Here is a 22,497-nt window from a genome sequence, read left to right on the forward strand (position 1 = left end):
TGGCATCTTTTGATCCCAAAATTGGAAATCTCCCCCCGATTCTTTCCCCAAAACAGTGGAATTTCCGCCCCGACTAGGTACCCTGGATAGAGTTCGCATTGTCGTGAGGTATTTGGCACAATAGTTGCGACGTCAATATCGTGCTGCAGAGAAAGCAGCATCCGATGGACCTTCAGGGAAATCGGATAGCCGATGTTATCTGGGGATGTATTCCAGGTCGATCGGCCTTGGCTGACTGCCTTACCCGTTCCGCGAAACAGAAATCCCATTAGGACTCGATTATGAAGCGAAGCATCACTCATCTGTTAACCCTAGTCTTTTCCGTTTCCACCGCTGCTGCGGGCTATTGTCAAGACTCGAAAGAGACTCAGCCAGAAGGCAAGCCGGTTGCCACGAAACCGTCGAAAGGCAAGGAAAAGGCGAAGACTGTACGCAGCGTAGAAATGTTCCAAGCCATGGAAGATGGTCTGGTGACGGTCGAGTACATTGGCAAGAGCTCCAAAGAAGCCAACATTATCTTCAAGAACCAAACCGGCGATTCGCTCGACATCCAACTTCCCGCCACCTTCGGTGCTGTACCCGTTCTTGCCCAAATGGGTGGCATGGGCATGGGAGGCATGGGTATGGGTGGAATGGGAGGAATGGGCGGTGGAATGGGAGGAATGGGTGGTGGCATGGGAGGAATGGGTGGCCAAGGTATGGGGGGCGGCTTTGGAGGAATGGGCGGCGGCATGGGTGGAATGGGCGGTATGGGTGGAATGGGCGGCGGCATGGGCGGCATGGGCATGGGAGGGATGATGCGTGTGGAGCCAGACCGACCAAAGAAAGTCAATGTCCCAATGCTTTGCCTAGAACATGGAAAAGATGACCCGACACCTAAGATGAAATATAAAATCGTTCGATTGAACGAAGTAAATCCCTCCCCCGTTGTGGAGCAAATCTGCTTGGCCCTGGCCAACCGTCAAGTCGACCAGAAAGTGGCTCAGGCGGCAGCATGGCACGTTGCCAACGAACTGAGCTGGCCGGAATTGCTCAACAAAGCTCGCTCGGTCAATCACTTCGGAGGTGTGGAACTTTTCTTTAACCCACTCGAAGTCCAAGGTGCGGTCCGCTTGGTAAGCTACGCCAACGCTGCAGCGATCAAAATGGAAGAGGAAAATGCTGATCGATATCACTCTCCCGGTCAGACCGGTGAGTATGTCTCGGTGGGTGAGCAGTCCTCGAGTGATGATCGCTAACCACAGGAAGATTCTTGCTTCTTGAAATCTATACAGAGCCATCCAATTTGGGGTGGCTTTTTTCGTATCCGTTCACGGCTTTGTGGCAATATTAGATTTGGGGATAACTGGGGTGCGGCGAATCGGATCGGCGGAGCGATCCGCGACATTGTCGCTGACCGCTCCGTCGGTCTGTTCATCTCAAACGATGTTTCCCGTGTCTTTTCGTCCCGAACCCTTCGTCGTTAGCGACAATACTTGCTAAACTTTCGTAACGGTGAGCTCGATCCTTAGTCCATGCTCTAATGGGGCGATTAGAATGCAATAAGGAAGAATTCGTTCGCTCCCTCCTACCTCGATGTGCACCTCCTGATTCTTATGGAACAACAGATCTTAATCCAGCAAATTGTAATACCATTCGTTCTCTCATTTCTGGGCAGTTGGCTTATTGTGTCGGCTCCCAAAGGAGACGACTGGGAGCCCCCGTTTTTCTGGCAGAGCTTCTCCAGGCTTCTACCAGGTGCATTATTTCTGAGCGTGGGAATTTGGGCCGCAGATCTAGCGCGACGAGGGATTCTAGACCAGCCTCAGGAGTGGTTGAATTGGTCCAATAGTTACCGTTGGGAGTATCTGGTGTTCCTAGTGCCCATCGGATTCGGAGCAATCGCTTTGCTCCGTTCTCTTGTTTCTGCACCGAGCAAGTATTCGCAACTGACATGGCCCGTGAGTATCTTCCTAGCGGTACTCTTTATGGCGTTGTGTTTATCGGATCAAGCTCGCGGGAACTACTGGACCTGGAATGTCCTTTTCGTATGGATGGTGGTCGGGGTGGTAGCCATCACCGCAAACCTAGCATCCATGGACAACATGGTAGCATCTGGCTGCTCCCGATGGGCTCTGTTGATCCTGGCTGGTCAAATGGGGTGCATTTCTGCCTACGCAGCCCAAAGCTACCTGAGCCTGAGCCTTTGGATAACCAGCTCGGCTGCCATTGTCTTCGGGGCAACCTGCTGTTCCGTCTTCAGGCCAGCCAAGAGCGAGGCGTTTGGGTTATGGCACCTCAGCCTGCTCATGATTCCTTTCGTCGCCGCAGCCGTTCCAACCTTGTTCATCGCTGATCGTTTTTCGATGGATCGATTACCGCAATGGCTCATCGGCCTAGTGATGTTCCTACCGACGATGGTATGGTTCTTCGATATCGTGTACACACGGGAATGCCGACAGTGGGTTCGGATCTTTTGGGCGTTCGTTATCTGTGCATCACTTTTGGCGACCATCATATGGATCACGAAACCATTCGAATCCGATTGGTAGTGGATCATTGATCAATCCGGTGACTGGCAAAGGAGTTTGTCGAAAATGCCAATGGAAAAGGATTTGCCCGCCGCTGTGAAACGACAAGCTTGGCAGTGGATGGAATCTCCGATCGGTCCCTTGTTGCTTAGAAGCCACGGAGACAAGGTGACCGGGGTGTTCCTGAACCAACAACAGTACTTTCCCAACGACGCTCCACAAACCAATTTACTCTCAAGACAATCGGCAGTCCCAGACGTGCTTTGCCAATTGGAGACCCAATTGACCGAGTACTTTGCAGGTTGCAGGACAGAATTTCAGATCGAGATGAACCTCCTCGGAACCCCGTTCCAGCGTTCGGTATGGCTAGAATTGTTGAAGGTCCCCTTTGGCAAGACCGCATCCTACGCCCAAATAGCGACGCAAATCGGCAAACCGCGGGCGACCCGCGCTGTGGGGGCCGCCATTGGCAGAAACCCGTTGTCAATCGTGTTGCCTTGTCACCGGATCATTGGCAAGTCGGGTGGTTTGACCGGTTACGCTGGAGGCTTGGATAAAAAACGCTGGTTGTTGAGTTGGGAGCAAGCAGGCGGATCGAAACCAGCGATTCAGCAAGCCCTAGCCTTCTGCGATTCCCCATAGAAATGGATCTTCTTCTCTCAAGATCACTTTTGTCTCCGCATTCACGTACGCGCGCCCAACGATGGTAGGCGAAATCTCTCCTTTTGTTTTGTCCAACCAGCGAAAGCGGCCGACGAACGGAATCCCCAATATTCCTTCTTGCACCCAATCGGTCCCCTCCTCCAGTTCTCCCGAAGCTGCCAGGCAAGCGAGCTTGGCACTCGTTCCTGTACCGCACGGAGAACGGTCGTACATCGCCCCAGGGCAAAGCACAAAGTTACGAGAGTTTGATCCCGCGTGCAGCGGCTTGCCAAATAGCTCGGCATGATCCACGCGTGGTTCGTACTCATGCGAGGCTACCACCAACTCGTGCGTTAACTTCAGTAGCTCGGACTTGTCCGGTTTAGGATGGTTCATCAACTCTGACTTGGCTAAGCAGAACCAATTCCCACCATAAGCAATGTCGGCCTGGATGACGCCGTAGTTTTTCGTGGTGAGCGGAACCGAGGCGTGAGTCCTGTAGCTCGGGACATTCTCGATCTCGACCCGCCCATCTTCTAAAAGATGTGTCGTCACAACTCCCGCTACCGTTTCGAATTTCCAGTAGCCGGGAGTGAGTCTTCCGAGGTGTCGCAGCGTTTCTACGACTCCGATCATGCCATGCCCACACATGCCGAGATATCCGACGTTGTTAAAGAAAATCACCCCGGCAGTGCATTCCGGATCGTTGGGGGGTACCAAATGGGCACCCACCATAACCTCCGATCCGCGCGGCTCGTTGACCAGTGCACGACGATATCCGTCGAATCGCTCTTTGGCCTCAACCAATCGTTCCTGTACCGTTTGCCCCGTCCAATGAGGTCCGTTTTCCACAACGACTCGGGTTGGCTCGCCAGCCGTGTGGGAATCAATCGCCAAAAAGGAATCCATTTGCATTTAGGAAACAACTGATTAGTTAGAGTTGGTTGCAGAAATAGGATGAACGCTTTCAGGAAGCTCAATCGCTTGACCTTGAGCCAAAAACTCTCGTTCCAGCTCGGCTAGCATATCGTCGTCCAAGTCGTGTTCCAAGGCGTCTGCTCCGCGGTCAAGTGCAGCAGGTGAAAGAACCGCTAAATTGGAGAAATAAACTTCTAACAAACGATGTCGCCGAACCGACTTTAAAGACTCTTGAATGCCACTCGCAGTCAGAATCAAATCTCCCGCAAGGTTTCGCGTCACCCACCCCCGTTTCTCCAACCTGCGAACAACGGTCTGTAAACGAGTCTTCTCCCAAGTCCTCATTTGTTTCAGAGAGGCCAAGTCTACAGGAGCGGATCGATTCTGCCCGTGCTGCTGCGGCGGGCTGCCACGCGTTTCGAGGAGTTCATAAACCGACCTGAGTACGTGCTCAATATCACTGGTGGCTCGACGTCTTCTCGCTGTCCAAAATCGCCATGCGATACCCTTTTCCAGCCCTAGAAAGAGGCTGAAAACGAAGCAAATTGTTGCGACCAGAACGATACAAGGACCAGTTGGCAGGCGTTCGCCATACAAACTGACCAGCGTTCCCGCCATACCTGATATGCCGCCGATCAACGCGCTGATACCGATAGTTGGATTGAGCCGGTTGGTCCAAAACCTTGCAGCAACGGGAGGGGTCACCATCAATGCAACCACTAATATCACCCCCACGACCGAAGCTCCCACGATGACCACCACCAATACCGCGCCCAGCAACATGGCATCGATCCGTCCTGCTGGCCACCCCGCCGCCGACGTGAATAAAGGATCAAAGCAGAGAATCTGCAACTCCTTTCTCGTTAGCCAAACCAAACCGGTTACAAACAAGGAAGCGGCAATAATCATCTGAAGATCGGACTGAATGATGGAAGCCGATTTGCCGAGGACATAGGTTTCTAACCCCGCTCCCATCTGGTCCGGAATCTGCTGAATGACGCTAAAAAGCACCATCCCCATCCCAAAAAAAACACTTAAGACGATTCCCAAAATCGCATCTGGCTTAAGCTTGGTTAATCTACCCAGAAGCGAAACAGCGAAAACACTCGAAGCTCCCGAAAGACTCGCCCCCAGCAATAACCCGAGCAAACTGCGGCCATTCCCACCCCACACGATCTGCACCAGAAATGATGCCGCAAGGCCAGGAAGAGCCGCATGGCAGATGGTGTCTGCGATCAGAGATTTTCGCCGCAACAAAAGATACACTCCTACCACGCCGGCAATTATGCCCAAAAGGGTAGAGCTGATCATGACAAGTCGCGTGTTATAGTCGAACATGACACCAATATACGCCAAAGCTTTCCCATTCGTCTATTTCATTCTGTCACGATGCAACGAAAAGCAGGCTCTGCCGACTCCATCAGCACTTCGGCTTTTGACTACATCATCGTGGGAGCTGGTTCCGCTGGCTGTGTTCTTGCGACCGAGCTTTCCCGCGGACAATCTGGTACCGTTCTGCTCATCGAGGCTGGCTCTAAAGCCGGGCACTATCAAAGTCGCCGTCCGGTGCTCTACCCCCACCTCTTTGATAGCCCAGATCTTTCTTACCGGGATCGATCTGCCCCCCAAGTCAAACTGGGCGGACGATCGATTCTCCTCCCCTCCGGGAAAGGACTAGGAGGCTCGTCGTTGATCAACGCCACGATTGTCGTTCGTCCCGGCGATGAGGATCTCCGTCATTGGCATCAGCTTCTGGGGGACTCTTGGGATCCCGAACGAACCAACGATTTGCTTGACGAACTTTTGGAATCCTTAAAAACACATATCGACCATAAACCAACCCTGCACCCTTTGTCGCGTCAGATCCTAGATCGATGCTCCCAGGCTCCTATACCCGAGTCCTTATTCCCCTACGCACGATTGGTTCGGCATGGAAGACGGGAATCGATCTGGCGTGCTCTAGGCGAATTCCGTAACTCTGCATCGATCTCCATGCTGCGAGGTGCGAAAGTAAACTCTGTGCAATTCTCTGGTTCTCGGGCAGTGGGAGTCGAGGTATCAGCGTCAAACGGGTCGAGCTCCGAAGCAATTCGAGCGAACAAGGCTGTGGTCCTATGCGCAGGTGCACTAAAAACCCCGACCATCCTTATGAAGAGCGGAATCGGTCCCAAGTCTGCAATCCTGCCTCATCGCAATTTAATCGTCGACTCTCCTTGGGTAGGAAAACAACTATGTGATCACTTGGTTTTCCCTATAACCTACTCAACATCCGAAGAATCGTTACCCAGTCGATTTTGTGCCGATGAGAATCGTACGTGGCTGCGTTCAGGCGAGGGACCCCTCGCATCGAACATCGCTGAGCTCGGTGCATTCCTTTGGGCCGACGAACAAGGAGCCTATTCCTTGGAACCGGCCAAAAGCAATGCTCCTCCCAGCGTGCAGTGGCACATCACGCCAACTCACTATCTAGAATATCCGACCAAGCATCCGAGCACTAACGCGATGAGCATCGGCGTGACCATGTTGCATCCGAAAAGTCGAGGTGAAATACGATGGGAAAAAGACGGCTCCTTCACGATCGATCCGATGTATCTGATCGTAGAGTCTGATTTATCGGAGTTCGTTGCAGCGACCCAGTGGACTAGGCAATGGGTCCAGGCAGGTCCATTACAATCAATGATCAATGATGAGCTCTTACCAGGGTCCAAACGCCAGGACGATCGATCGGTGCAGGCAATGGTTCAAAGGCTCGCAACAACCATTTACCACTACATCGGCACAGCCGCTATCGGTGCAGATTCCGCATCGGTTTGCAATGCAAACTTCGAGGTCCGAGGCTGCGAGCGGCTGTATGTGTGCGACGCCTCCAGCCTCCCCACACAACCCTCAGGCAATCCACAACTCGCCGTAATGCTGCTCGCCAAGATGCTGCCTCGCACAATCGCAACCTAAACCAAATTGAGAAACTCCCGGGTATTTGTCGTTACAGAACTTCCTGATCAGTTCGATCGAGAGGCCTCTACAATCTGAAAGAAATTAGCACCATCAAACTCAGTCACACGACCGGAAATGATCCAAATCACCCCAGGATCATCATTCTTCTGAGCGGTCAGGATTCGTTGCAACCAGAGATTCTCTAAACAAACCATCGTCCGCTTTGTCTGTTCGTCGAACAAGTTGATACGACCACTAGCGGCCCTCCGAACTTGAACCCTCAAGTTGCTTAGCTCCGTTCCCTCTCGGATCACATTATCTGTTCGGCTCGAACTACCCTCGTTTAACTTCGCGCCACCGAGCGCCTCTTTGCCCTCGTCAGCGTGGGCCCGTCCTCGCGAGGCAGATTCGTTGTTCCAATTAGCAAGAACGACAATCGTTAACGCGACCGCCAGCAACCAAAATGCAGGTGTTTTAAATAGTTTCACAAAAGCACTTATCGCCTGGTCACTCGACAGAGACCACGAGGGGGAGGAATCCATTACTCACTGAATGGCGGAACATTCTATTGCCTCTTAGGTAACGCCAAGGCGTGTAGCGACATGACACCGCCCACCGTAAGAAGCACAAACCCAAGCCAATTGGGTGGTTGAAAACTCTTCTTCGGTGATGCCACTTCTACATAGGCGTTGGTCAGGGCGTTGTTGTTGGCAATCTTGGAGTTTTGAGCGAAGCGGTGCAAAGCCTTCGTGCTACTTTCGTTAAGTACAAAGGTCTCTACAGATCGGAACTGAAGCCCTAACAAAAACAGGACAATTCCGAACATGAAGTATCGATTGCGATCTAGATTCATCACAGCACCTCGGCGGAAGAAACAACTCCGGTATCATCGGTGTGGCCGAGTAAGGACGTTAAAGATATTACCCAGTTTCCAATATTTCAACTTGGGGAGTTTGGGCCGAATACTCTATTCTGTTTGTGAGGAGACTGGCATTTTAGCATTAGAGTTATCTTCGCGAGGTTCCGTTACCAAGAACGAATAGATAGCCAACATGATGGCACCCGTTACCAACAAACTGTCGGCAATATTGAAATTGGGCCATGTGTACTCGCCGTACGTGAACAAGATCCAGTCGCGCACTCCCCCCTTATAATTCTTCGGTAGATCGGGAATCCCGAGTCGGTCGTAAAGATTGCCGAATATACCACCCATAACCAACCCCATCGCAATGGTAAGCCAAAGCGACTTGCTGGCCTTTAGCACAAATAGCCAGTAAACAATTCCGATTGCAGCTACGATGGATAGAATGGAAAACAGCCAACCAAACCCCTGCCCCAGTCCAAACAAAGCCCCCATATTCACAGCGGTTTGAAAGCCAACATAAGGCTCTATTAACCAATGAGGTGGCGACTCCCCTGGGTTGCCAAGCCAGCCAAAAATCGCTTGTTTTGTCCACAAGTCGATGGAGCAACCAGCGATGGCTAGGCTCAAGAAAAGAAGGAGTCTCATAGGATGTGCTATCGAGTGGTATTTAGGTTCAATCGTTACAGCGTTGTCAGCGTTATCCTACCGCAATTTGGATAGATGGAAAACCGCGTCATTAGCGTAATCGCACGACTCGCTCTGCAACGATTTGTTTCGCAGCTAAGTTTGGTATGTAGCCTCGTACTCCTTGAATCATAACCGGTTGCTGTAAATATCGACGTAAATTCAATGATGCCGTAGAACGCACGTACGTTATCACATTTCCAGCGTCGTCCGTTAAGGCAAAGTCAGGCTGCCCGGGGGCCGTGGCGTGAACCTGAACCAGCCATCCCGAGGCGTCACCGGCGCCTAACTCCGACGGTTGTGGGTAGTTGGGCGGTTGGGAATAATTCGGTGGCGAGACCGCTGCCCCCATACCCCCAGACGCTTGCACCACTGGCGATAGGCCGTTAAATGTCCCTGGTTGTCTCGGATTGAAGCCGGAGGATACGCTGTGCATCGACTCGCGGCTGTCAAGGTCGCGGCTGTTAAGATCGCGGTTGCCCCTCTGCGCCGACTGCAAAGACTTGATTCGCAAGTCATCAAACCGATCGATCCGGTCGAGCAGTAGCCTGGCTTCACCCCGAACAACAGCCGAATCGCCATACTCGATCCAATCCATGCAGCGAGCTCTCAGACGCCCGAGGTCCCATGTTTCAGTCGGTTGCGAGACGACTCGAGACAACTCCAGCAACGAGCGCTGCACCTCTGGCGAAGTGAACTTAGCGTCCTCCCACGGTTCTTCATACTTATCCCTCGGAGCGTAGGAGGCTTGAGCGATGTCCCGGGGCTCGAAACTTGGCGACTGAACAGCATGCCAGCCATCGGAATTTCTTTCGCGATAATCGGAATCGTATGGTCCACGACCACTACCGATCCCTCTCGAACCAGCGTTCGCCTCATAGTTGTTTGGTGGGTTGTACAAGGCCGGCTGACCACCGAACAAAGGCTGGTTGGAAGCCAGCAAGCGTTCCATGATCGGAAGCTGGCCATCTAGCGGTCGGTAATCGTCTTCGAAGCTGGCCCCCACTCGATCATCATAGTAGTCCCGGTCATCAGGTTCATTGGTCGACGATGGTCTGTAAGGTCGATTTCTTTGCCCTGGTCTCGGGAGTCGATCCAAACGGTTCGAACCGTACTGATTTGGCATACTCCGCGAGGAAGGCTGCTGATGAAAGTCATGCATACTTCGGCGCATTTCCGTGTTTACCGGGGCTCGCTCCGCCTCTATGACGCTAAAGCCAACCAAGCCGAGAATGCTCCTCAGTGGCTTAGCTTTGAGAGGACCACGAGGGTCGCTTTGAAGGCTGTCCCAATGTTGTAAGGAATCGATCTGGTGTTGAGCTTGTTGTCTTCTCTGGGCACGGCGCATCTCTTCTGGCGTCATGGCCTCCTCGATCAAGAAGGATTCATCCGCGAACTGTTCTCCCCCTAAGATAATTGCTTCGTCCGTCGCAACTCCTTGGGGTACCTGCCCCATGAACTCGGATTGTTCTCGCTTGATCTCTTGGTTGATCCTAGCAACAACCTCAGATTCATCGCTCCACACGATTTTGCCCTCAGGTGGGTTGTCTACAACTTGGGTCGCTGCCGCTCGAGACACACCAGAACCAATCGGGGGCGACGCCGAAGATTGAGAGAAGTTAGCCAACGCGATTTGTCCCGGCTTCTCGTCTGCGTCCGGCCGCGAGTTTGGCATGCTCGATGCTGGCATTTGATCGGTCAACGCCGAGGAACGAATCCACCGAAATTCACCTTGCGGGGGACTGATGCGATACCAGAGCTGTTTCGTCCCATCCTCGCCAATCTGATGCTCTTCTCCGAGAATCTGCACCTGCTGCGACTTGTAAAGGGCTGTTTGCCACATGAGTTGCTTGATGCTGGCTGCGTCCGAACCAACCCACGCAGGAGTTTCCTCGTCGGATATCTCTGCGACCTTACCTCCCGGTAACAAGTACGCATGTTTGGCCAAGATCCAGTTATAGCTGTTCTCAGGGGGGCGGATGCCTGACCATCCATCCGTCGTTTCTAGATAGACCTCGACTCGCGAGCGTGCAGAGAGATCGCCTGTTGCATAATAACGCTCCGAAGGTCCCGATCTTACAATCGCTTTCGTTCCCAACACGTAACGAACACGTGGCTCGGTATAGCTCTTTTGGATCTCCGGGGGGGGGGAATGGTCTGGAGAATTCTTATCCGTCACAGGTGTTGGAGATGGTATAGGAGTGGGCATTGCCAAGCATTCCGCCCCGATACCACCGGAGCCCAAACAACTCAGCCATATGGCAACCATCAATTGGGAGCGACGTCGTGATCGATTGTGATATCGTGATCGATTTTGATGTTGGGTGTCCATATCGGGAATCCTCGCCCTATTTTGACCAGGAAAGCCTGGCTACCATCGACTATCTAGTGGTGCGTGAGTTAGACGCAACGGTTTGTTCAATAAGCTGTCTTAAATTACTATCCGGTTCTCGTGTTGCGAGCGTGCGAAGATGCTGCAATACATCTCGATCTTGCAAAGAACCCAAGATCGCGATGGCTCGCTTCCTCACCGACCTACTGCTCGATTGAGCCATCCAGTAAAGTAAAGGGGCAGGACTAACCTCGCTAAAACGGGCGAGATGATCGAGCAGTTCTAATTGCCCCCCCTCGTCGCCTCGCGCGAACTGAATGGCTATGTCTAAGAGGGAGTCCGGTAGCCCCCGTTGCGAAAGTTCATCGTAAACCAAGCGAACTCGCCGCTCTTGAGTACTCCCCAATAGTGGCAGCAACCTCTCCAGTGGTAATTGCTTCAGATCGTCAAACGAAGTGGCTTCCGAATGGGAAACGACCGTTGCGATTGCAGACTGTTCCACAGGCACCACGATCGGCGGCTTGGACTGCGAACGCTTGACTTCACTCGGGTTATCGGAAAGACGCCCTCGAACCGTTGAGTTGGCTAGTGTCTGCGATTCCGTTTTTGCTGTCGGTGGGGGCAAGATGGACAGCTCATTTCCCCCGTTGGAAGCTGTTGGCACGGGAAAGGCGTTTAAGCCAGGAAGCGAGTTTGCAAAAGTGTTAGAGACAGTCTGGTCAGAGAGACGAGATGCGGCGGCGAGCGAGGGGGAACTAAACTCCGAGACCTGTGAAGCTGGCACAGTCAGTTGGCTTTGTCCTGGATCCATGGCGTTCAAGGAGACTACCATTGCGAGGGTTTCGTTCGCAGGGTTGGTGTCGAGGTCGAGAATTGCGATTCCGTGTTCTCGCAACCATTTCTGAGAGAGTGGCGACCATAGACCGGCGACGGCTCCCACGACCACGAACAGTGTTGTTACTCCAAGCACCGTTCCCAGGCTTGCGGATCCGTGTTGTTTATTCGGGAGCCGAAGTCGCGGATCTGCGCGTTTGCCGGATAGCCATTCGACATCCAGCAATGCAGTCACAGGTTCAGTTCGAGACTTCTTTGGCATACAGAAACGAGAAGGAAACGCGTTAACCGATCATTTTCACAAAAATCTGTAGATAGGCTAAAGTTCGTTCTCATTTCAATACCAAATACATCAATCACCAATTCCATCCATAACATGGCAGGGCAGGGCAAGGTGTTGTGCTAGCGATCTTCTGTCTAGGACCTAAGCCCCCCCTTTAAATCATTCCAACATCCAAATTTTCCCAGAGTCAAAGCAACATGCAGTCAAAGCAACATGCAAAAATTGGCTCGCCTAGCATCTCCGAGTATTCCATCCGACCGACATCCAAAATCGTCAGATCCACGGCGGGGACATTAGAGTTGCCGTCGAAGAGCGTTTTACCAAGGAAATCACTTGGGAAGCCAAGGCAAACATTGAAGAAAAAACCAGCAGGGCCAGAAGGGCTCGAACCTTCGACCTACGGATTAGAAATCAGGTGTCAACCAATGAAAAACAAGGGTCCAAGGGTGTAGTGGCACCATATTGGCACAGTGACCCCCGTTTAGAGGCGATCGCCAAGGCGTGGCCGGGACTCGATGAAGCGGCGAAAAATCTGATCTCGGAGATGATCGAAAGATTCGTCCGTGCCGACTAGAACTTTTGAAGAAAGGCGAGCAGCTCATCGGCCAACGTCCAATTGGCGAGCCATACGATCTTGGATTACTATGGAGATTTAGTCTCAGATCCAGATTTCCCGCTAAGTTTCTCATATGCTCGTTAAATCGCTCAAATGCAAAGGCTTCTCCTGCTTCACAAAAGAATGGGGAGGTTTCGATCAGTTCAAGCCAATAAGTGTAATTGTTGGTCGGAACAACTCAGGCAAGTCTAGACTGATCGATTTAGTCGAAAAGCTAGCAAGCACGAACTTGCAAAAGCTAGGTCATGACATTTCTTGCTCGGGTGAACTGACCGAGCAACTACTTGAGCGTCTATTTGCAAAGGACAAATGCGGCGGCAAATTCGGACCAAATTACGTCGAGTTTTACAGACAGCATAGCCACTGGAACTGCTACGGGGAGTCTAATGTAGGTAGTCATGTTAGCTGGAAAAAGTCGAATGGAGTTGTGACAGTCGGAAACGGCTTCCAATTGAAATTTAAAGGAAGTAATGCGACAGGTTCAACCTTCGATGCGAACGCGATCGAGGCAATTCGCAATGGACTTGAAACAAAATACGTTGAATCGCCCTTCTTCGGAAGAACATTTCGACGAATCTTTGCAGATCGCGATATTCGCCCAGAATTGGAGTCACCCGGACTAGATTTGTCGTTCGATGGCTCAGGGGCGACGAATCTTATTCGTCGGTTCATCAACAGCACCGCGCTTGACGAAACTATTATTCAAGAGGAACTCTTGACCGGGCTTGCTCAGATTTTTCAAAGCGATGGCAATTTCTCTGGAATCGAAATTCGCCAACACGACGAGGAAGAATCAGGAGCACTAAAGAACTTTTGGGAAGTGTTTTTTCGAGAACCTTCTAAAGGACTTATCTCATTGAGCGATTCTGGAAGCGGATTAAAGACAGTCATCTTAGTGCTACTCAATCTGATTGCGATGCCCGCCGCATTAGACAAGCCGAAAGATAGTTTTATCTTCGCGTTTGAAGAACTAGAGAACAATTTACACCCCGCACTTCTTCGGCGGCTATTTCGTTACCTTGCCGATTATGTAGACCAGCACAAGTGCATGATTTTTCTGACCACTCATTCAAGCGTCGCCTTAGACTTTTTTGCAACCAAGGACAATTCTCAAATCATCAGCGTAGAACACGATGGCACGTCAGCAAAAACGACAACCCTAACCGTTCATTTCGATCGCGTCTCAATGGTTTCAAAACTTGGAGCTCGCCCCTCAGATCTTCTACAGGCCAATGGAATCGTCTGGCTGGAGGGGCCGTCTGATCGCATTTACATCAACCGATTCATCGAGCTTTTCTCAGATGGTGAATTGATGGAGGGACGTGATTATCAATGTGCATACTACGGCGGTTCGATACTCGCCAAAAGCGAATTCGCCGCACCTGAATCATCAGAACCGTCACTGAACAATTTGCTCCGAATCAACAACAACATTGCAGTGATTTGTGACGGCGATCGAACAGCGAGCAAAGGCGAAAAGTCGGAATTGAAAGAGCGAGTGACGCGAATTCGTGATGAAGTCCAGGCAATCCCCAACTCTTTTATCTGGATAACTGAAGCAAAGGAGCTTGAAAATTACGTGCCAGGCCAGGTATGGGGATGTGTTTACGAAGTTTCAAACATTCCTGATCCGGCAAAACATGACTCGTTCCCGTCTACCAAGCTTACTGAAAGGAATTTTGTAACCTCCAAGCTCAAACGCAAGTCGTTCGACAAATGTGATTTCGCCGCCAAGGCAGTTTTCTACCTTACTAAAGAAAATCTTGCGCCTCGATTTGAACTTGCAGAAAAAATGACCGAACTGGTAAAGACGATTCGATCTTGGTCGATGGATTGAGTCTTGCCAGACCGAACGAGTGAGTTGCGCCGAGAACATCTCAGTAGTGCGGCATGCAACCTGCCACTTTTGAGATGCGTTCATGCGGCAGAAAATCACAAGCTCGATGATCTATCTTGGTTCCCAACCAGTGTAGGGTTTGTTAAACTGCCTCATCACCGACACTGTGATTTTCAAAACGTGACACATATCATGACCAAATTATCCGAATACATGCAGACTGCCGAGGCGGCCGAGTACGTAGGCGTCCACCACAATACCATTCGCAAATGGGCGGATCGGGGTGAACTCCCCATGCACCGAAATCCAGTGAACGGCTATCGCCTTTTCAAACGAACCGACTTGGACAGGCTACTCAAGCAAGCCTCCAAACCCGTTAAGCCTAGATAATCTTCTTTCCGCTCACGAAGCCACACCTGTCGATGGATCAAGCCGTACACAACAAAATAATCTCCTTTATCTGGGGTATCGCGGACGATGTCCTGCGCGATCTTTTCGTGCGAGGCAAATATCGCGACGTCATTCTCCCCATGTTCGTTATCCGTCGACTCGATGCCGTGCTGGAACCAACCAAGCCTGCTGTGCTCGACACCAAAAAGATGCTTGACGATGCTGGGATCACGGAACAACGCGCCGCGCTGTGCGGGGCCTCCGGAGAAGCGTTCTACAACACATCCAAATTTACTCTCCGTGACTTGCGTGCCCGCTCTAATCAACAACAATTGCGAGCCGACTTCGAAGACTATCTCGATGGCTTTTCAAGCAACGTCCAGGACATCCTCACCAACTTCGAATTCCGCAACATCATTCCGAGACTCTCGAAAGCCGACGCGCTCGGGACTCTGATTGCCAAATTCCTTGATCCCGAAATCAACCTTAGCCCCACCCCCGTACTCAACGGCGATGGCACCGTTAAACATCCCGCAATGGATAACCATTCCATGGGGACTGTCTTCGAAGAGCTAGTACGCAAATTTAACGAAGAGAACAACGAAGAAGCCGGTGAACACTGGACGCCCCGCGATGGTGTCCGATTAATGACGAACCTGGTCTTTCTACCCATCATCGATCAAATCAAGCCCGGGACTTATCTGCTGTTCGACGATGCTTGCGGCACCGGAGGTATCTTGACCGTAGGAGAAGACACTCTGCAAGAGATCGCCGAAAAGCGAGGACTGAAGGTGAGCATCCGCCTGTATGGCCAGGAAATCAACCCGGAAACCTACGCCATCTGCAAAGCGGATATGCTGCTTAAGGGTGAAGGCGAAAACGCGGAACACATTGTCGGTGGCGCAGAATGGTCGACGCTTTCGCATGATGCGTTTCCAAGCCAAGTATTTGACTTCATGTTCGCTAACCCGCCGTATGGCAAAAGCTGGAAGAAGGACTTGGATGCGCTGGGTGGCAAGGATGGACTGCGGGACCCACGATTCAAGGTGACCCACCAAGGTGAGGAACTTAATCTAGTAACCCGTTCTAGCGATGGCCAATTGTTGTTCCTGGCCAACAAAGTTGCCAAGATGAACGACAAGACCGACCTCGGAAGTCGTATCGCTGAGGTTCACAATGGCTCATCGTTGTTCACCGGAGACGCGGGGCAAGGCGAAAGCAACATCCGTCGTTGGATCATCGAAAGTGATTGGCTGGAGGCTATTGTCGCTCTGCCACTCAACATGTTCTACAACACCGGCATTGCAACGTACATCTGGGTTCTTTCCAACCGTAAGCCCAAGCACCGCAAAGGTAAGGTCCAACTCATCGATGCGACGCAATGGTTCAAGCCACTGCGCAAGAACCTTGGCAAGAAGAACTGCGAGTTATCCCCCGAAGACATTCAACGCATTTGCGACACCTTCCTCAAATTCGAGGAGACGGAACAATCGAAAATCTTCGACAACGAGGCGTTTGGATACCGAAAAATCGTGGTCGAACGCCCTCTCCGTTTGCATAGCCAGATCACGACCAAAGCCATGGAATCGCTCCGTTTCGCGTCCGGTGATGAAGAGATTCGAAGCGAACTCTACGATCAATTCGGCGACGATCTGTATTCTGATTTCGCAAAGATTCGAGAGTCGTTGGAAAAAGTGCTCAACGAATGGGGATCCGGTGACGGTGATGAGGAGGAAGAAGACGGGGACGATGCACCCGCTAAAAAAGGGCTTCCTGAGAAAAAGAAGAAGAAACTACTCGATCCCAAGACTTGGGAACGGGATGGACGCTTAGCGGATTCCGCCGCCGTATTAAAGAAGGAACTTGGCGATGGCCTTTTCGAGGACCATAACGACTTTCGAAGCAAAGTCGACGCCGCTGTGAAGAAGTTAAAGTTGAAACTCTCAGCACCTGAACTGAAGATCTTTTACAAAGCGGTCAGTTGGCGCGACGAGTCCGCTCCGCCCGTAATCGCCAAGGTCCACAAGCCGGGCAAAACTTCCGTCAATCCAATGTATGGCTTCTACGCAAGTCCGGGCGGCGATAAGAAAGTGATCTACGAATACGAATCGGATCCGGAGTTGAGAGATACGGAACAAGTCCCACTGCAAGAAGACGTGGAGACCTTTATGCAGCGTGAGGTGTTACCTTACACCCCCGACGCCTGGATCGATGCGTCGGCAACCAAGATCGGCTATGAAATCAGCTTCACTCGTCACTTCTACAAGCCCCAGCCACTTCGTTCGCTGGAAGAGATCCGCGCCGACATCCTGGCACTAGAGCAAGAAACCGATGGCATGTTAGCCGAGATCGTTGGAGGGTTGCAATGAACCGTCCAATAATAATGGTACTAGCCCTCAATCCATCCACTGCCCTATTCAAGGCTGGCTATAACATAGAAAATATCCATGCCGTTATTATAGGCAGCCTATCACAAGCCAAGTACGGCGTAGGCAAGTTTGTATCCAACAACATTCTGCAAGAAATAACCGGTCAGACACGCAATCGCAAGTTTATGTATCAAAGCTATATTGAACTGTTCCGTGACGAGGCGCAGGAGGTGCAAGAGTGATTGACGGTCTGAAACCGTACGCAGAGTACAAAGAATCTGGGTTGCCGTGGGTAGGGAAAATACCGGCTCATTGGGACGCTATTCCTAATCGTGGATTGGTGAGGAAGCGTAAGGTGCTCGTTGGTAAGAATCATGTAAAGTACCAACTACTCTCGCTAACAAAGCAGGGTGTTATCGTCAGAGATATTTCGACTGGAAAAGGTAAGTTTTCATCCGACATGGGGACCTCACAAGAGGTTCGGATTGGTGATTTTGTATTTTGCTTGTTCGATGTACCTGAAACTCCTCGGGCAGTTGGATTGTCGCATCATAACGGCATGATAACCGGTGCCTACACCGTGCTGGAATACTTGGTGGCTGGTAACCCCGCCTACTTTGAGAAGTTCTATCTTGCCATGGATGATCGTAAACTTCTTAGTCCGTTGTATTCAGGGCTTAGGCACACAATTCCAATCGAACGATTTTTAGGAGCAAAGACGCCGCAACCTCCTCCCGACGAGCAGGCTGCTATCGTACGTTTTTTGGATTATGCGAACGGGAAGATCGAGCGGGCGATTCGGGCGAAGCGGAAGCTGATCGGGCTACTCAATGAGCAGAAACAAGCCATCATCCACCGCGCCGTCACCCGCGGCCTCGACCCCAACGTCAAACTCAAACCCTCCGGCATCCCCTGGCTCGGTGATGTACCTGAACATTGGTCGCTTAAGCGATTTAAGTACCTTGCCACCATCAATAGTGGCCAAGTTGATCCTCGTAAGGCCAAATATCGCAATCTCACGTTGATTGCGCCGAACCACATTCGTAGCGGTACGGGACAATTGATCAATCTGGAAACTGCAAGCGAGCAAGGAGCGGACAGCGGTAAATACCTTGTGTCTAGGGGGCAGATCATATACAGCAAGATCCGTCCGAATTTACGCAAAGCGACGATTGCACCATGCGATTGCTTGTGCAGTGCGGATATGTATCCAATAAGTGCGAAGAAGGAAGAAATATCGCCTGACTATCTTTTATTTTTGCTGCTCTCCCAACCGTTCACAAAATTTGCGGTCGATAGTTCGATGCGTGTCGCGATGCCAAAGGTAAACCGCGAAGCTCTTGCAAATTGTTACCTATGGTTTCCCAATCTCGACGAACAATCGAAGATTCTTGAATTCATTGCTCACAAGCTAGTACCCTTCGAGATCGCTATCGTCCGTACTGAACATGAAATCATCCTCCTTCGCGAGTACCGAACGTCACTGACTGCTGATGTGGTGACAGGTAAGCTCGATGTCCGTAAAATAACCGAGCAACTTCCTGAACAAATAGATGAGCCGCACCACACCGATGATTCTCTTGGTGAATCAATCGACGACGAGCTACTTGAGGAGATCGAGGCATGACCAATGACCTTGCTACTGGCGAGACCGAACTGCCCAAACCGCAATCGCAAAAGATTTTGACACTCGAACAGGCTGCGATGATTTCACTGATGCGGCAATACCTTGCGGCTTGCATGGATCCGTTTGTCTCGCTGTTGGAGGTTCACAAACTGATGTACCTAGTTACGGCGTGCGGGGAGCCAATCGACAAGCTTAACTTCCAAAAAGGACCTTATGGCCCCTACTCGGAAAACCTTCGGCACGTTCTAAACGCGATCGAGGGCTATTTTACCCGAGGTTTTGGAGACGGCGCTGATGCGCCCGAAAAGCCTATCGAATTGCTTCAGGAAGGAATTCAACAAGCCGAGAGAGTTTTGAAAGATAATGAAGAGACCAAACGCCGAGTCAATCGGGTTGCAGATTTGATCGCGGGCTTTGAGACGCCGTACGGCATGGAATTGCTGTCGACCGTTCATTGGGTTTGCCATCATGAGGGGGCAAAAAGTGCGGCCCAAGCGAAAAAACAAGTCGAGCAATGGAGTGAACGAAAGAAAAACCTATTCCCTCAGCGGCATGTGGAATTAGCCTGGAATGTTCTTCAACAACACTATCTATTGCCAAACTAATGCACCATGAACGACGAACACCGCCCTGACACACCAACCGTTCATGAAAAGTCTCCTGCGTATTTCTCGCTCCGTCCCACCGATCTGTCCGAAGCGGGTTTGGAGAGAATCATCGTCCGGGACATGCGAGAGCGTGGTTGGTATGCAGGTAACAGTTCCGATTACGATCGAGGTTACTGTGTGGATTTGGCCCAACTGACCGCCTTTGTTTTGGCGACACAGCCCAAACTGGTGGAAGCCTTTGACTTATCCCAAGACAGCCCCACGCGACGCCAGTTTCTGGCGCGTTTGGATAAAGAGATTGCAACGCGGGGTGTCATCGATGTACTGCGGCGAGGGATCAAGCATGGACCGCATGATCTGACGCTGTTTTATGCATCACCCTCACCGGATAATCCCAAAGCAGTCGAGTTATATGCCCAGAACCGATTTAGTGTGACTCAACAGTTGCGTTACAGTCGCGATGAGACTCGACGAGCACTCGATCTGGGCCTTTTTATCAATGGTCTGCCTGTCGCAACCTTTGAACTCAAGAACAGTCTCACCAAGCAAACGGTAGCCGACGCCATTGAGCAGTACAAACTGGATCGAGATCCCAAAGAACCGCTCTTTCGCTTTGGCAGATGTGTCGTCCACTTCGCCGTCGATGACAGCGAAGTCATGATGTGTACGGAGTTAAAAGGCAAGGCATCGTGGTTCTTGCCATTCAATCAGGGGTACAACGATGGCGCAGGTAATCCACCAAACCCGAATGGGCTCAAGACTGCTTACCTTTGGCAGCAGATACTTACACCGAGCGGGCTTACCAACATTCTCGAAAACTACGCCCAGATCATCGAGGAAAAGAACCTCAAGACGGGCAAGAAAAAGCTAAAGCAAGTTTTCCCCCGCTTTCATCAACTCGAGGTCGTGCGAAACCTTCTGGCCGATGTCGCGTCCGTGGGGGCAGGCAAACGCTATTTGATTCAACACTCGGCAGGCAGCGGCAAGTCGAATTCGATCGCTTGGTTAGCGCACCAACTGATCAAGGTACGCAAAGACGAACGAGACGTTTTCGATTCCATCATCATCGTTACCGATCGTCGAATCCTGGACCAACAAATTCAGGCCACCATCAAACAGTTTGCTCAAGTAGGGGCGACCGTCGGTCATGCGGATCGGTCGGGTGATCTGCGAAAGTTCATCGAGAGTGGGAAGAAGATTATCATCACCACGGTGCAGAAGTTCCCCTTTATTCTCGATGAGATTGGAGACCAGCATCGCGGACGTACCTTTGCGATCGTTATCGACGAAGCACACTCCAGCCAAGGTGGTAAAACCTCATCGGCCTTGAGCGAGGCATTAGGCGATCCTGAAGACGAGATCAACGACGCTTTGCAAAAGCGAATGGAGGCTCGCAAGATGCTCCGTAATGCCAGTTACTTTGCATTCACTGCGACACCAAAGAACAAGACCTTGGAAATGTTCGGTATCGAGCAACCACCAGACACCGAAGGCAAAGTGAAGTTCAAGCCTTTTCACAATTACTCGATGAAGCAAGCGATCGAGGAACGTTTTATTCTCGATGTCCTGAAATGCTACACTCCCGTCGACAGTTATTACAAGCTCGTCAAAACGGTAGAGGGAGATCCGGAGTTCGACACGAAAAGGGCCCGTAGCAAGCTGCGTAAGTACGTGGAAAGCCACGATCACGCGATTCGCCTCAAGGCGGAAATCATGATCGATCATTTCCACGAGCAGGTTCTTGCGCTGAATAAGATCGGCGGCAAAGCGAGGGCGATGGTCGTATGTAGCGGGATCGAACGAGCGATTCAGTATTTTCATGCAATTCGCAGCTATTTACAGGAACGCAAGAGTCCGTACCAAGCGATCGTAGCGTTTTCCGGTGAACCGGAGTATCAAGGAGAAAAGGTCACGGAGTCATCGTTAAATGGTTTTCCAGCCAACGAGATTGCCGATCGCATTCAAGAGGATCCGTATAGGTTTCTAGTGTGCGCCGACAAGTTCCAAACGGGTTACGATGAACCGTTGCTTCATACCATGTACGTGGACAAACCACTCTCGGGTATCAAGGCAGTGCAAACCCTTTCTCGGCTCAATCGAGCCCATCCGCAGAAGCACGATGTATTCGTGCTCGATTTCATGAACAACTCGGAAACGATCACGGCTGCTTTCTCGGATTACTATCGCACAACAATATTGAGCGACAAAACCGACCCAAACAAACTGCATGATTTGAAAGACGCCCTCGATGCACATCAGGTCTATTCCGAGGATCAGGTGGCTCGGTTTACGACGCTATACCTGGATGGAGCGGGTCGTGAACAACTAGATCCTATTCTCGATACCTGCGTTGCCACATACATAGAGCGTCTCGACGAAGATGGGCAAGTGGACTTCAAGGGCAAGGCCAAAGCGTTTACGAGGAACTACAGCTTCCTGGCTTCCATTTTACCGTACACGAATGCTGCCTGGGAGAAACTGTCCATCCTGTTGAATTTCCTCATTCCAAAGCTGCCTGCACCAAAGGAAGAGGATCTGTCCAAGGGGATTCTCGAATCGATCGACATGGACAGCTATCGGGTTGAAAAAAAGGCAGCCATGAAAGTGGTGTTACAGGATGAGAATGCCGAGATCGAACCGTTACCTGGGGGAGGTGGCGGAAGGAAGGTCGAGCCGGAACTGGATCGACTCAGCAACATCTTAAAGTCCTTCAACGAGCAGTTCGGCACATTGTTTACCGATGCCGACCGGATTATGAAACGCATTCATGAGGACATTGCCCCGAAAGTGGCTGCTGACGAATCCTATCGAAATGCGAAACAGAACACGCCGAATACCGCTCGCATCGAGTTGGTCGCCGCCTTGATGCGAGTCATAGGCCCGCTCCTCAAAGACGACACGGAGTTCTACAAGCAATTCGTGCAGAATGAGTCCTTCAGAGGTTTTGTCACGGATCGGGTTTATGAACTGACGAATAGTTGAGCCAGTGCCGATGAAAGGCGAACAGAATGAACATCGCAAAAGTGGGTTCTGGGTGTCTTTTGATAC

The 22,497-nt window shown here is 51.3% G+C and carries 18 protein-coding genes; 11 read left to right on the forward strand and 7 right to left on the reverse strand.

The features are described 5' to 3' along the window. Positions 1 to 281 precede the first annotated feature (281 nt). The 3 genes from SH449x_RS08455 (at position 282) to SH449x_RS08465 (ending at position 3,152) form a co-directional block, all read left to right on the forward strand. Positions 282 to 1,238: a hypothetical protein gene (locus SH449x_RS08455; protein WP_482380898.1), complete on the forward strand. Its 957-nt coding sequence runs from the start codon at positions 282 to 284 to the stop codon at positions 1,236 to 1,238. A 357-nt stretch (positions 1,239 to 1,595) separates the two neighbouring features. After that, positions 1,596 to 2,531: a hypothetical protein gene (locus tag SH449x_RS08460; protein WP_482380899.1), complete on the forward strand. Its 936-nt coding sequence runs from the start codon at positions 1,596 to 1,598 to the stop codon at positions 2,529 to 2,531. A gap of 45 nt (positions 2,532 to 2,576) precedes the next feature. After that, positions 2,577 to 3,152, forward strand: coding sequence for a methylated-DNA--[protein]-cysteine S-methyltransferase (locus SH449x_RS08465; protein ID WP_482380900.1), 576 nt, complete (start codon positions 2,577 to 2,579; stop codon positions 3,150 to 3,152). Here SH449x_RS08465 and SH449x_RS08470 read toward each other — a convergent pair. Then, the gene (locus SH449x_RS08470; protein ID WP_482380901.1) at positions 3,129 to 4,067 is read right to left on the reverse strand and encodes a proline racemase family protein; all 939 of its coding nucleotides are present in this window, start codon (positions 4,065 to 4,067) and stop codon (positions 3,129 to 3,131) included. The genes SH449x_RS08465 and SH449x_RS08470 overlap by 24 nt on opposite strands. Positions 4,068 to 4,082: 15 nt before the next feature. After that, positions 4,083 to 5,408, reverse strand: a complete 1,326-nt coding sequence (locus tag SH449x_RS08475) for a metal ABC transporter permease (RefSeq protein ID WP_482380902.1) — start codon at positions 5,406 to 5,408, stop codon at positions 4,083 to 4,085. Positions 5,409 to 5,459: 51 nt separating this feature from the next. Between SH449x_RS08475 and SH449x_RS08480 the strand changes: the two genes are divergently transcribed. Continuing rightward, positions 5,460 to 7,022, forward strand: coding sequence for a GMC family oxidoreductase (locus tag SH449x_RS08480; RefSeq protein WP_482380903.1), 1,563 nt, complete (start codon positions 5,460 to 5,462; stop codon positions 7,020 to 7,022). Between the two features lie 47 nt (positions 7,023 to 7,069). Here the strand turns inward: SH449x_RS08480 and SH449x_RS08485 are convergent, their stop codons facing one another. From SH449x_RS08485 to SH449x_RS08505, 5 genes are all read right to left on the reverse strand, one after another. Beyond that, positions 7,070 to 7,492, reverse strand: coding sequence for a hypothetical protein (locus tag SH449x_RS08485; protein WP_482380904.1), 423 nt, complete (start codon positions 7,490 to 7,492; stop codon positions 7,070 to 7,072). A gap of 77 nt (positions 7,493 to 7,569) precedes the next feature. Beyond that, the gene (locus tag SH449x_RS08490; RefSeq protein WP_482380905.1) at positions 7,570 to 7,857 is read right to left on the reverse strand and encodes a hypothetical protein; all 288 of its coding nucleotides are present in this window, start codon (positions 7,855 to 7,857) and stop codon (positions 7,570 to 7,572) included. A gap of 114 nt (positions 7,858 to 7,971) precedes the next feature. After that, a complete protein-coding gene (locus SH449x_RS08495; protein ID WP_482380906.1) occupies positions 7,972 to 8,514 on the reverse strand; it encodes a signal peptidase II in 543 nt (180 codons plus the stop codon). 91 nt (positions 8,515 to 8,605) lie between these two features. Beyond that, complete coding sequence (locus tag SH449x_RS08500; RefSeq protein WP_482380907.1) at positions 8,606 to 10,885, reverse strand: SH3 domain-containing protein; 2,280 nt, start codon at positions 10,883 to 10,885, stop codon at positions 8,606 to 8,608. A 49-nt stretch (positions 10,886 to 10,934) separates the two neighbouring features. Further along, positions 10,935 to 11,954 (reverse strand): HEAT repeat domain-containing protein, encoded by a 1,020-nt coding sequence (locus SH449x_RS08505; protein ID WP_482380908.1) that lies wholly within the window; start codon positions 11,952 to 11,954, stop codon positions 10,935 to 10,937. Between the two features lie 737 nt (positions 11,955 to 12,691). Between SH449x_RS08505 and SH449x_RS08510 the strand changes: the two genes are divergently transcribed. The 7 genes from SH449x_RS08510 to SH449x_RS08540 all read left to right on the forward strand — a co-directional run bounded on the left by SH449x_RS08510 (position 12,692) and on the right by SH449x_RS08540 (position 22,431). Then, entirely contained in the window at positions 12,692 to 14,455 is a 1,764-nt protein-coding gene (locus SH449x_RS08510; protein ID WP_482380909.1) for an ATP-dependent nuclease, read from the forward strand. 192 nt (positions 14,456 to 14,647) lie between these two features. Next, positions 14,648 to 14,845: a MerR family transcriptional regulator gene (locus SH449x_RS08515; RefSeq protein ID WP_482380910.1), complete on the forward strand. Its 198-nt coding sequence runs from the start codon at positions 14,648 to 14,650 to the stop codon at positions 14,843 to 14,845. Between the two features lie 32 nt (positions 14,846 to 14,877). Then, complete coding sequence (locus SH449x_RS08520; RefSeq protein WP_482380911.1) at positions 14,878 to 17,214, forward strand: type I restriction-modification system subunit M; 2,337 nt, start codon at positions 14,878 to 14,880, stop codon at positions 17,212 to 17,214. Continuing rightward, on the forward strand, positions 17,211 to 17,456 hold the full coding sequence (locus tag SH449x_RS08525; protein WP_482380912.1) for a hypothetical protein: 246 nt from the start codon (positions 17,211 to 17,213) through the stop codon (positions 17,454 to 17,456). Before SH449x_RS08520 ends, SH449x_RS08525 begins: the two co-directional genes overlap by 4 nt. Beyond that, on the forward strand, positions 17,453 to 18,841 hold the full coding sequence (locus SH449x_RS08530; protein ID WP_482380913.1) for a restriction endonuclease subunit S: 1,389 nt from the start codon (positions 17,453 to 17,455) through the stop codon (positions 18,839 to 18,841). The genes SH449x_RS08525 and SH449x_RS08530 overlap by 4 nt, the downstream gene beginning before the upstream one ends. Beyond that, the gene (locus SH449x_RS08535) at positions 18,838 to 19,446 is read left to right on the forward strand and encodes a hypothetical protein (protein ID WP_482380914.1); all 609 of its coding nucleotides are present in this window, start codon (positions 18,838 to 18,840) and stop codon (positions 19,444 to 19,446) included. Before SH449x_RS08530 ends, SH449x_RS08535 begins: the two co-directional genes overlap by 4 nt. A gap of 6 nt (positions 19,447 to 19,452) precedes the next feature. Next, on the forward strand, positions 19,453 to 22,431 hold the full coding sequence (locus SH449x_RS08540) for a type I restriction endonuclease subunit R (protein ID WP_482380915.1): 2,979 nt from the start codon (positions 19,453 to 19,455) through the stop codon (positions 22,429 to 22,431). The last annotated feature ends 66 nt before the right edge of the window (positions 22,432 to 22,497 follow it).

Source organism: Brakhagea baltica (genome assembly GCF_052161605.1).
GTDB lineage: Bacteria > Planctomycetota > Planctomycetia > Pirellulales > Pirellulaceae > JBKCUI01.

Coding starts and splice junctions, on each gene's coding strand:
- SH449x_RS08515 (WP_482380910.1), top strand. CDS start 14,648: ATGACCAAATTATCCGAATACATGCAGACTGCCGAGGCGGCCGAGTAC.
- SH449x_RS08540 (WP_482380915.1), top strand. CDS start 19,453: ATGAACGACGAACACCGCCCTGACACACCAACCGTTCATGAAAAGTCT.
- SH449x_RS08495 (WP_482380906.1), bottom strand. CDS start 8,514: ATGAGACTCCTTCTTTTCTTGAGCCTAGCCATCGCTGGTTGCTCCATC.
- SH449x_RS08475 (WP_482380902.1), bottom strand. CDS start 5,408: ATGTTCGACTATAACACGCGACTTGTCATGATCAGCTCTACCCTTTTG.
- SH449x_RS08520 (WP_482380911.1), top strand. CDS start 14,878: ATGGATCAAGCCGTACACAACAAAATAATCTCCTTTATCTGGGGTATC.
- SH449x_RS08470 (WP_482380901.1), bottom strand. CDS start 4,067: ATGCAAATGGATTCCTTTTTGGCGATTGATTCCCACACGGCTGGCGAG.
- SH449x_RS08525 (WP_482380912.1), top strand. CDS start 17,211: ATGAACCGTCCAATAATAATGGTACTAGCCCTCAATCCATCCACTGCC.
- SH449x_RS08455 (WP_482380898.1), top strand. CDS start 282: ATGAAGCGAAGCATCACTCATCTGTTAACCCTAGTCTTTTCCGTTTCC.
- SH449x_RS08535 (WP_482380914.1), top strand. CDS start 18,838: ATGACCAATGACCTTGCTACTGGCGAGACCGAACTGCCCAAACCGCAA.
- SH449x_RS08465 (WP_482380900.1), top strand. CDS start 2,577: ATGCCAATGGAAAAGGATTTGCCCGCCGCTGTGAAACGACAAGCTTGG.
- SH449x_RS08480 (WP_482380903.1), top strand. CDS start 5,460: ATGCAACGAAAAGCAGGCTCTGCCGACTCCATCAGCACTTCGGCTTTT.
- SH449x_RS08500 (WP_482380907.1), bottom strand. CDS start 10,885: ATGGACACCCAACATCAAAATCGATCACGATATCACAATCGATCACGA.
- SH449x_RS08490 (WP_482380905.1), bottom strand. CDS start 7,857: ATGAATCTAGATCGCAATCGATACTTCATGTTCGGAATTGTCCTGTTT.
- SH449x_RS08510 (WP_482380909.1), top strand. CDS start 12,692: ATGCTCGTTAAATCGCTCAAATGCAAAGGCTTCTCCTGCTTCACAAAA.
- SH449x_RS08460 (WP_482380899.1), top strand. CDS start 1,596: ATGGAACAACAGATCTTAATCCAGCAAATTGTAATACCATTCGTTCTC.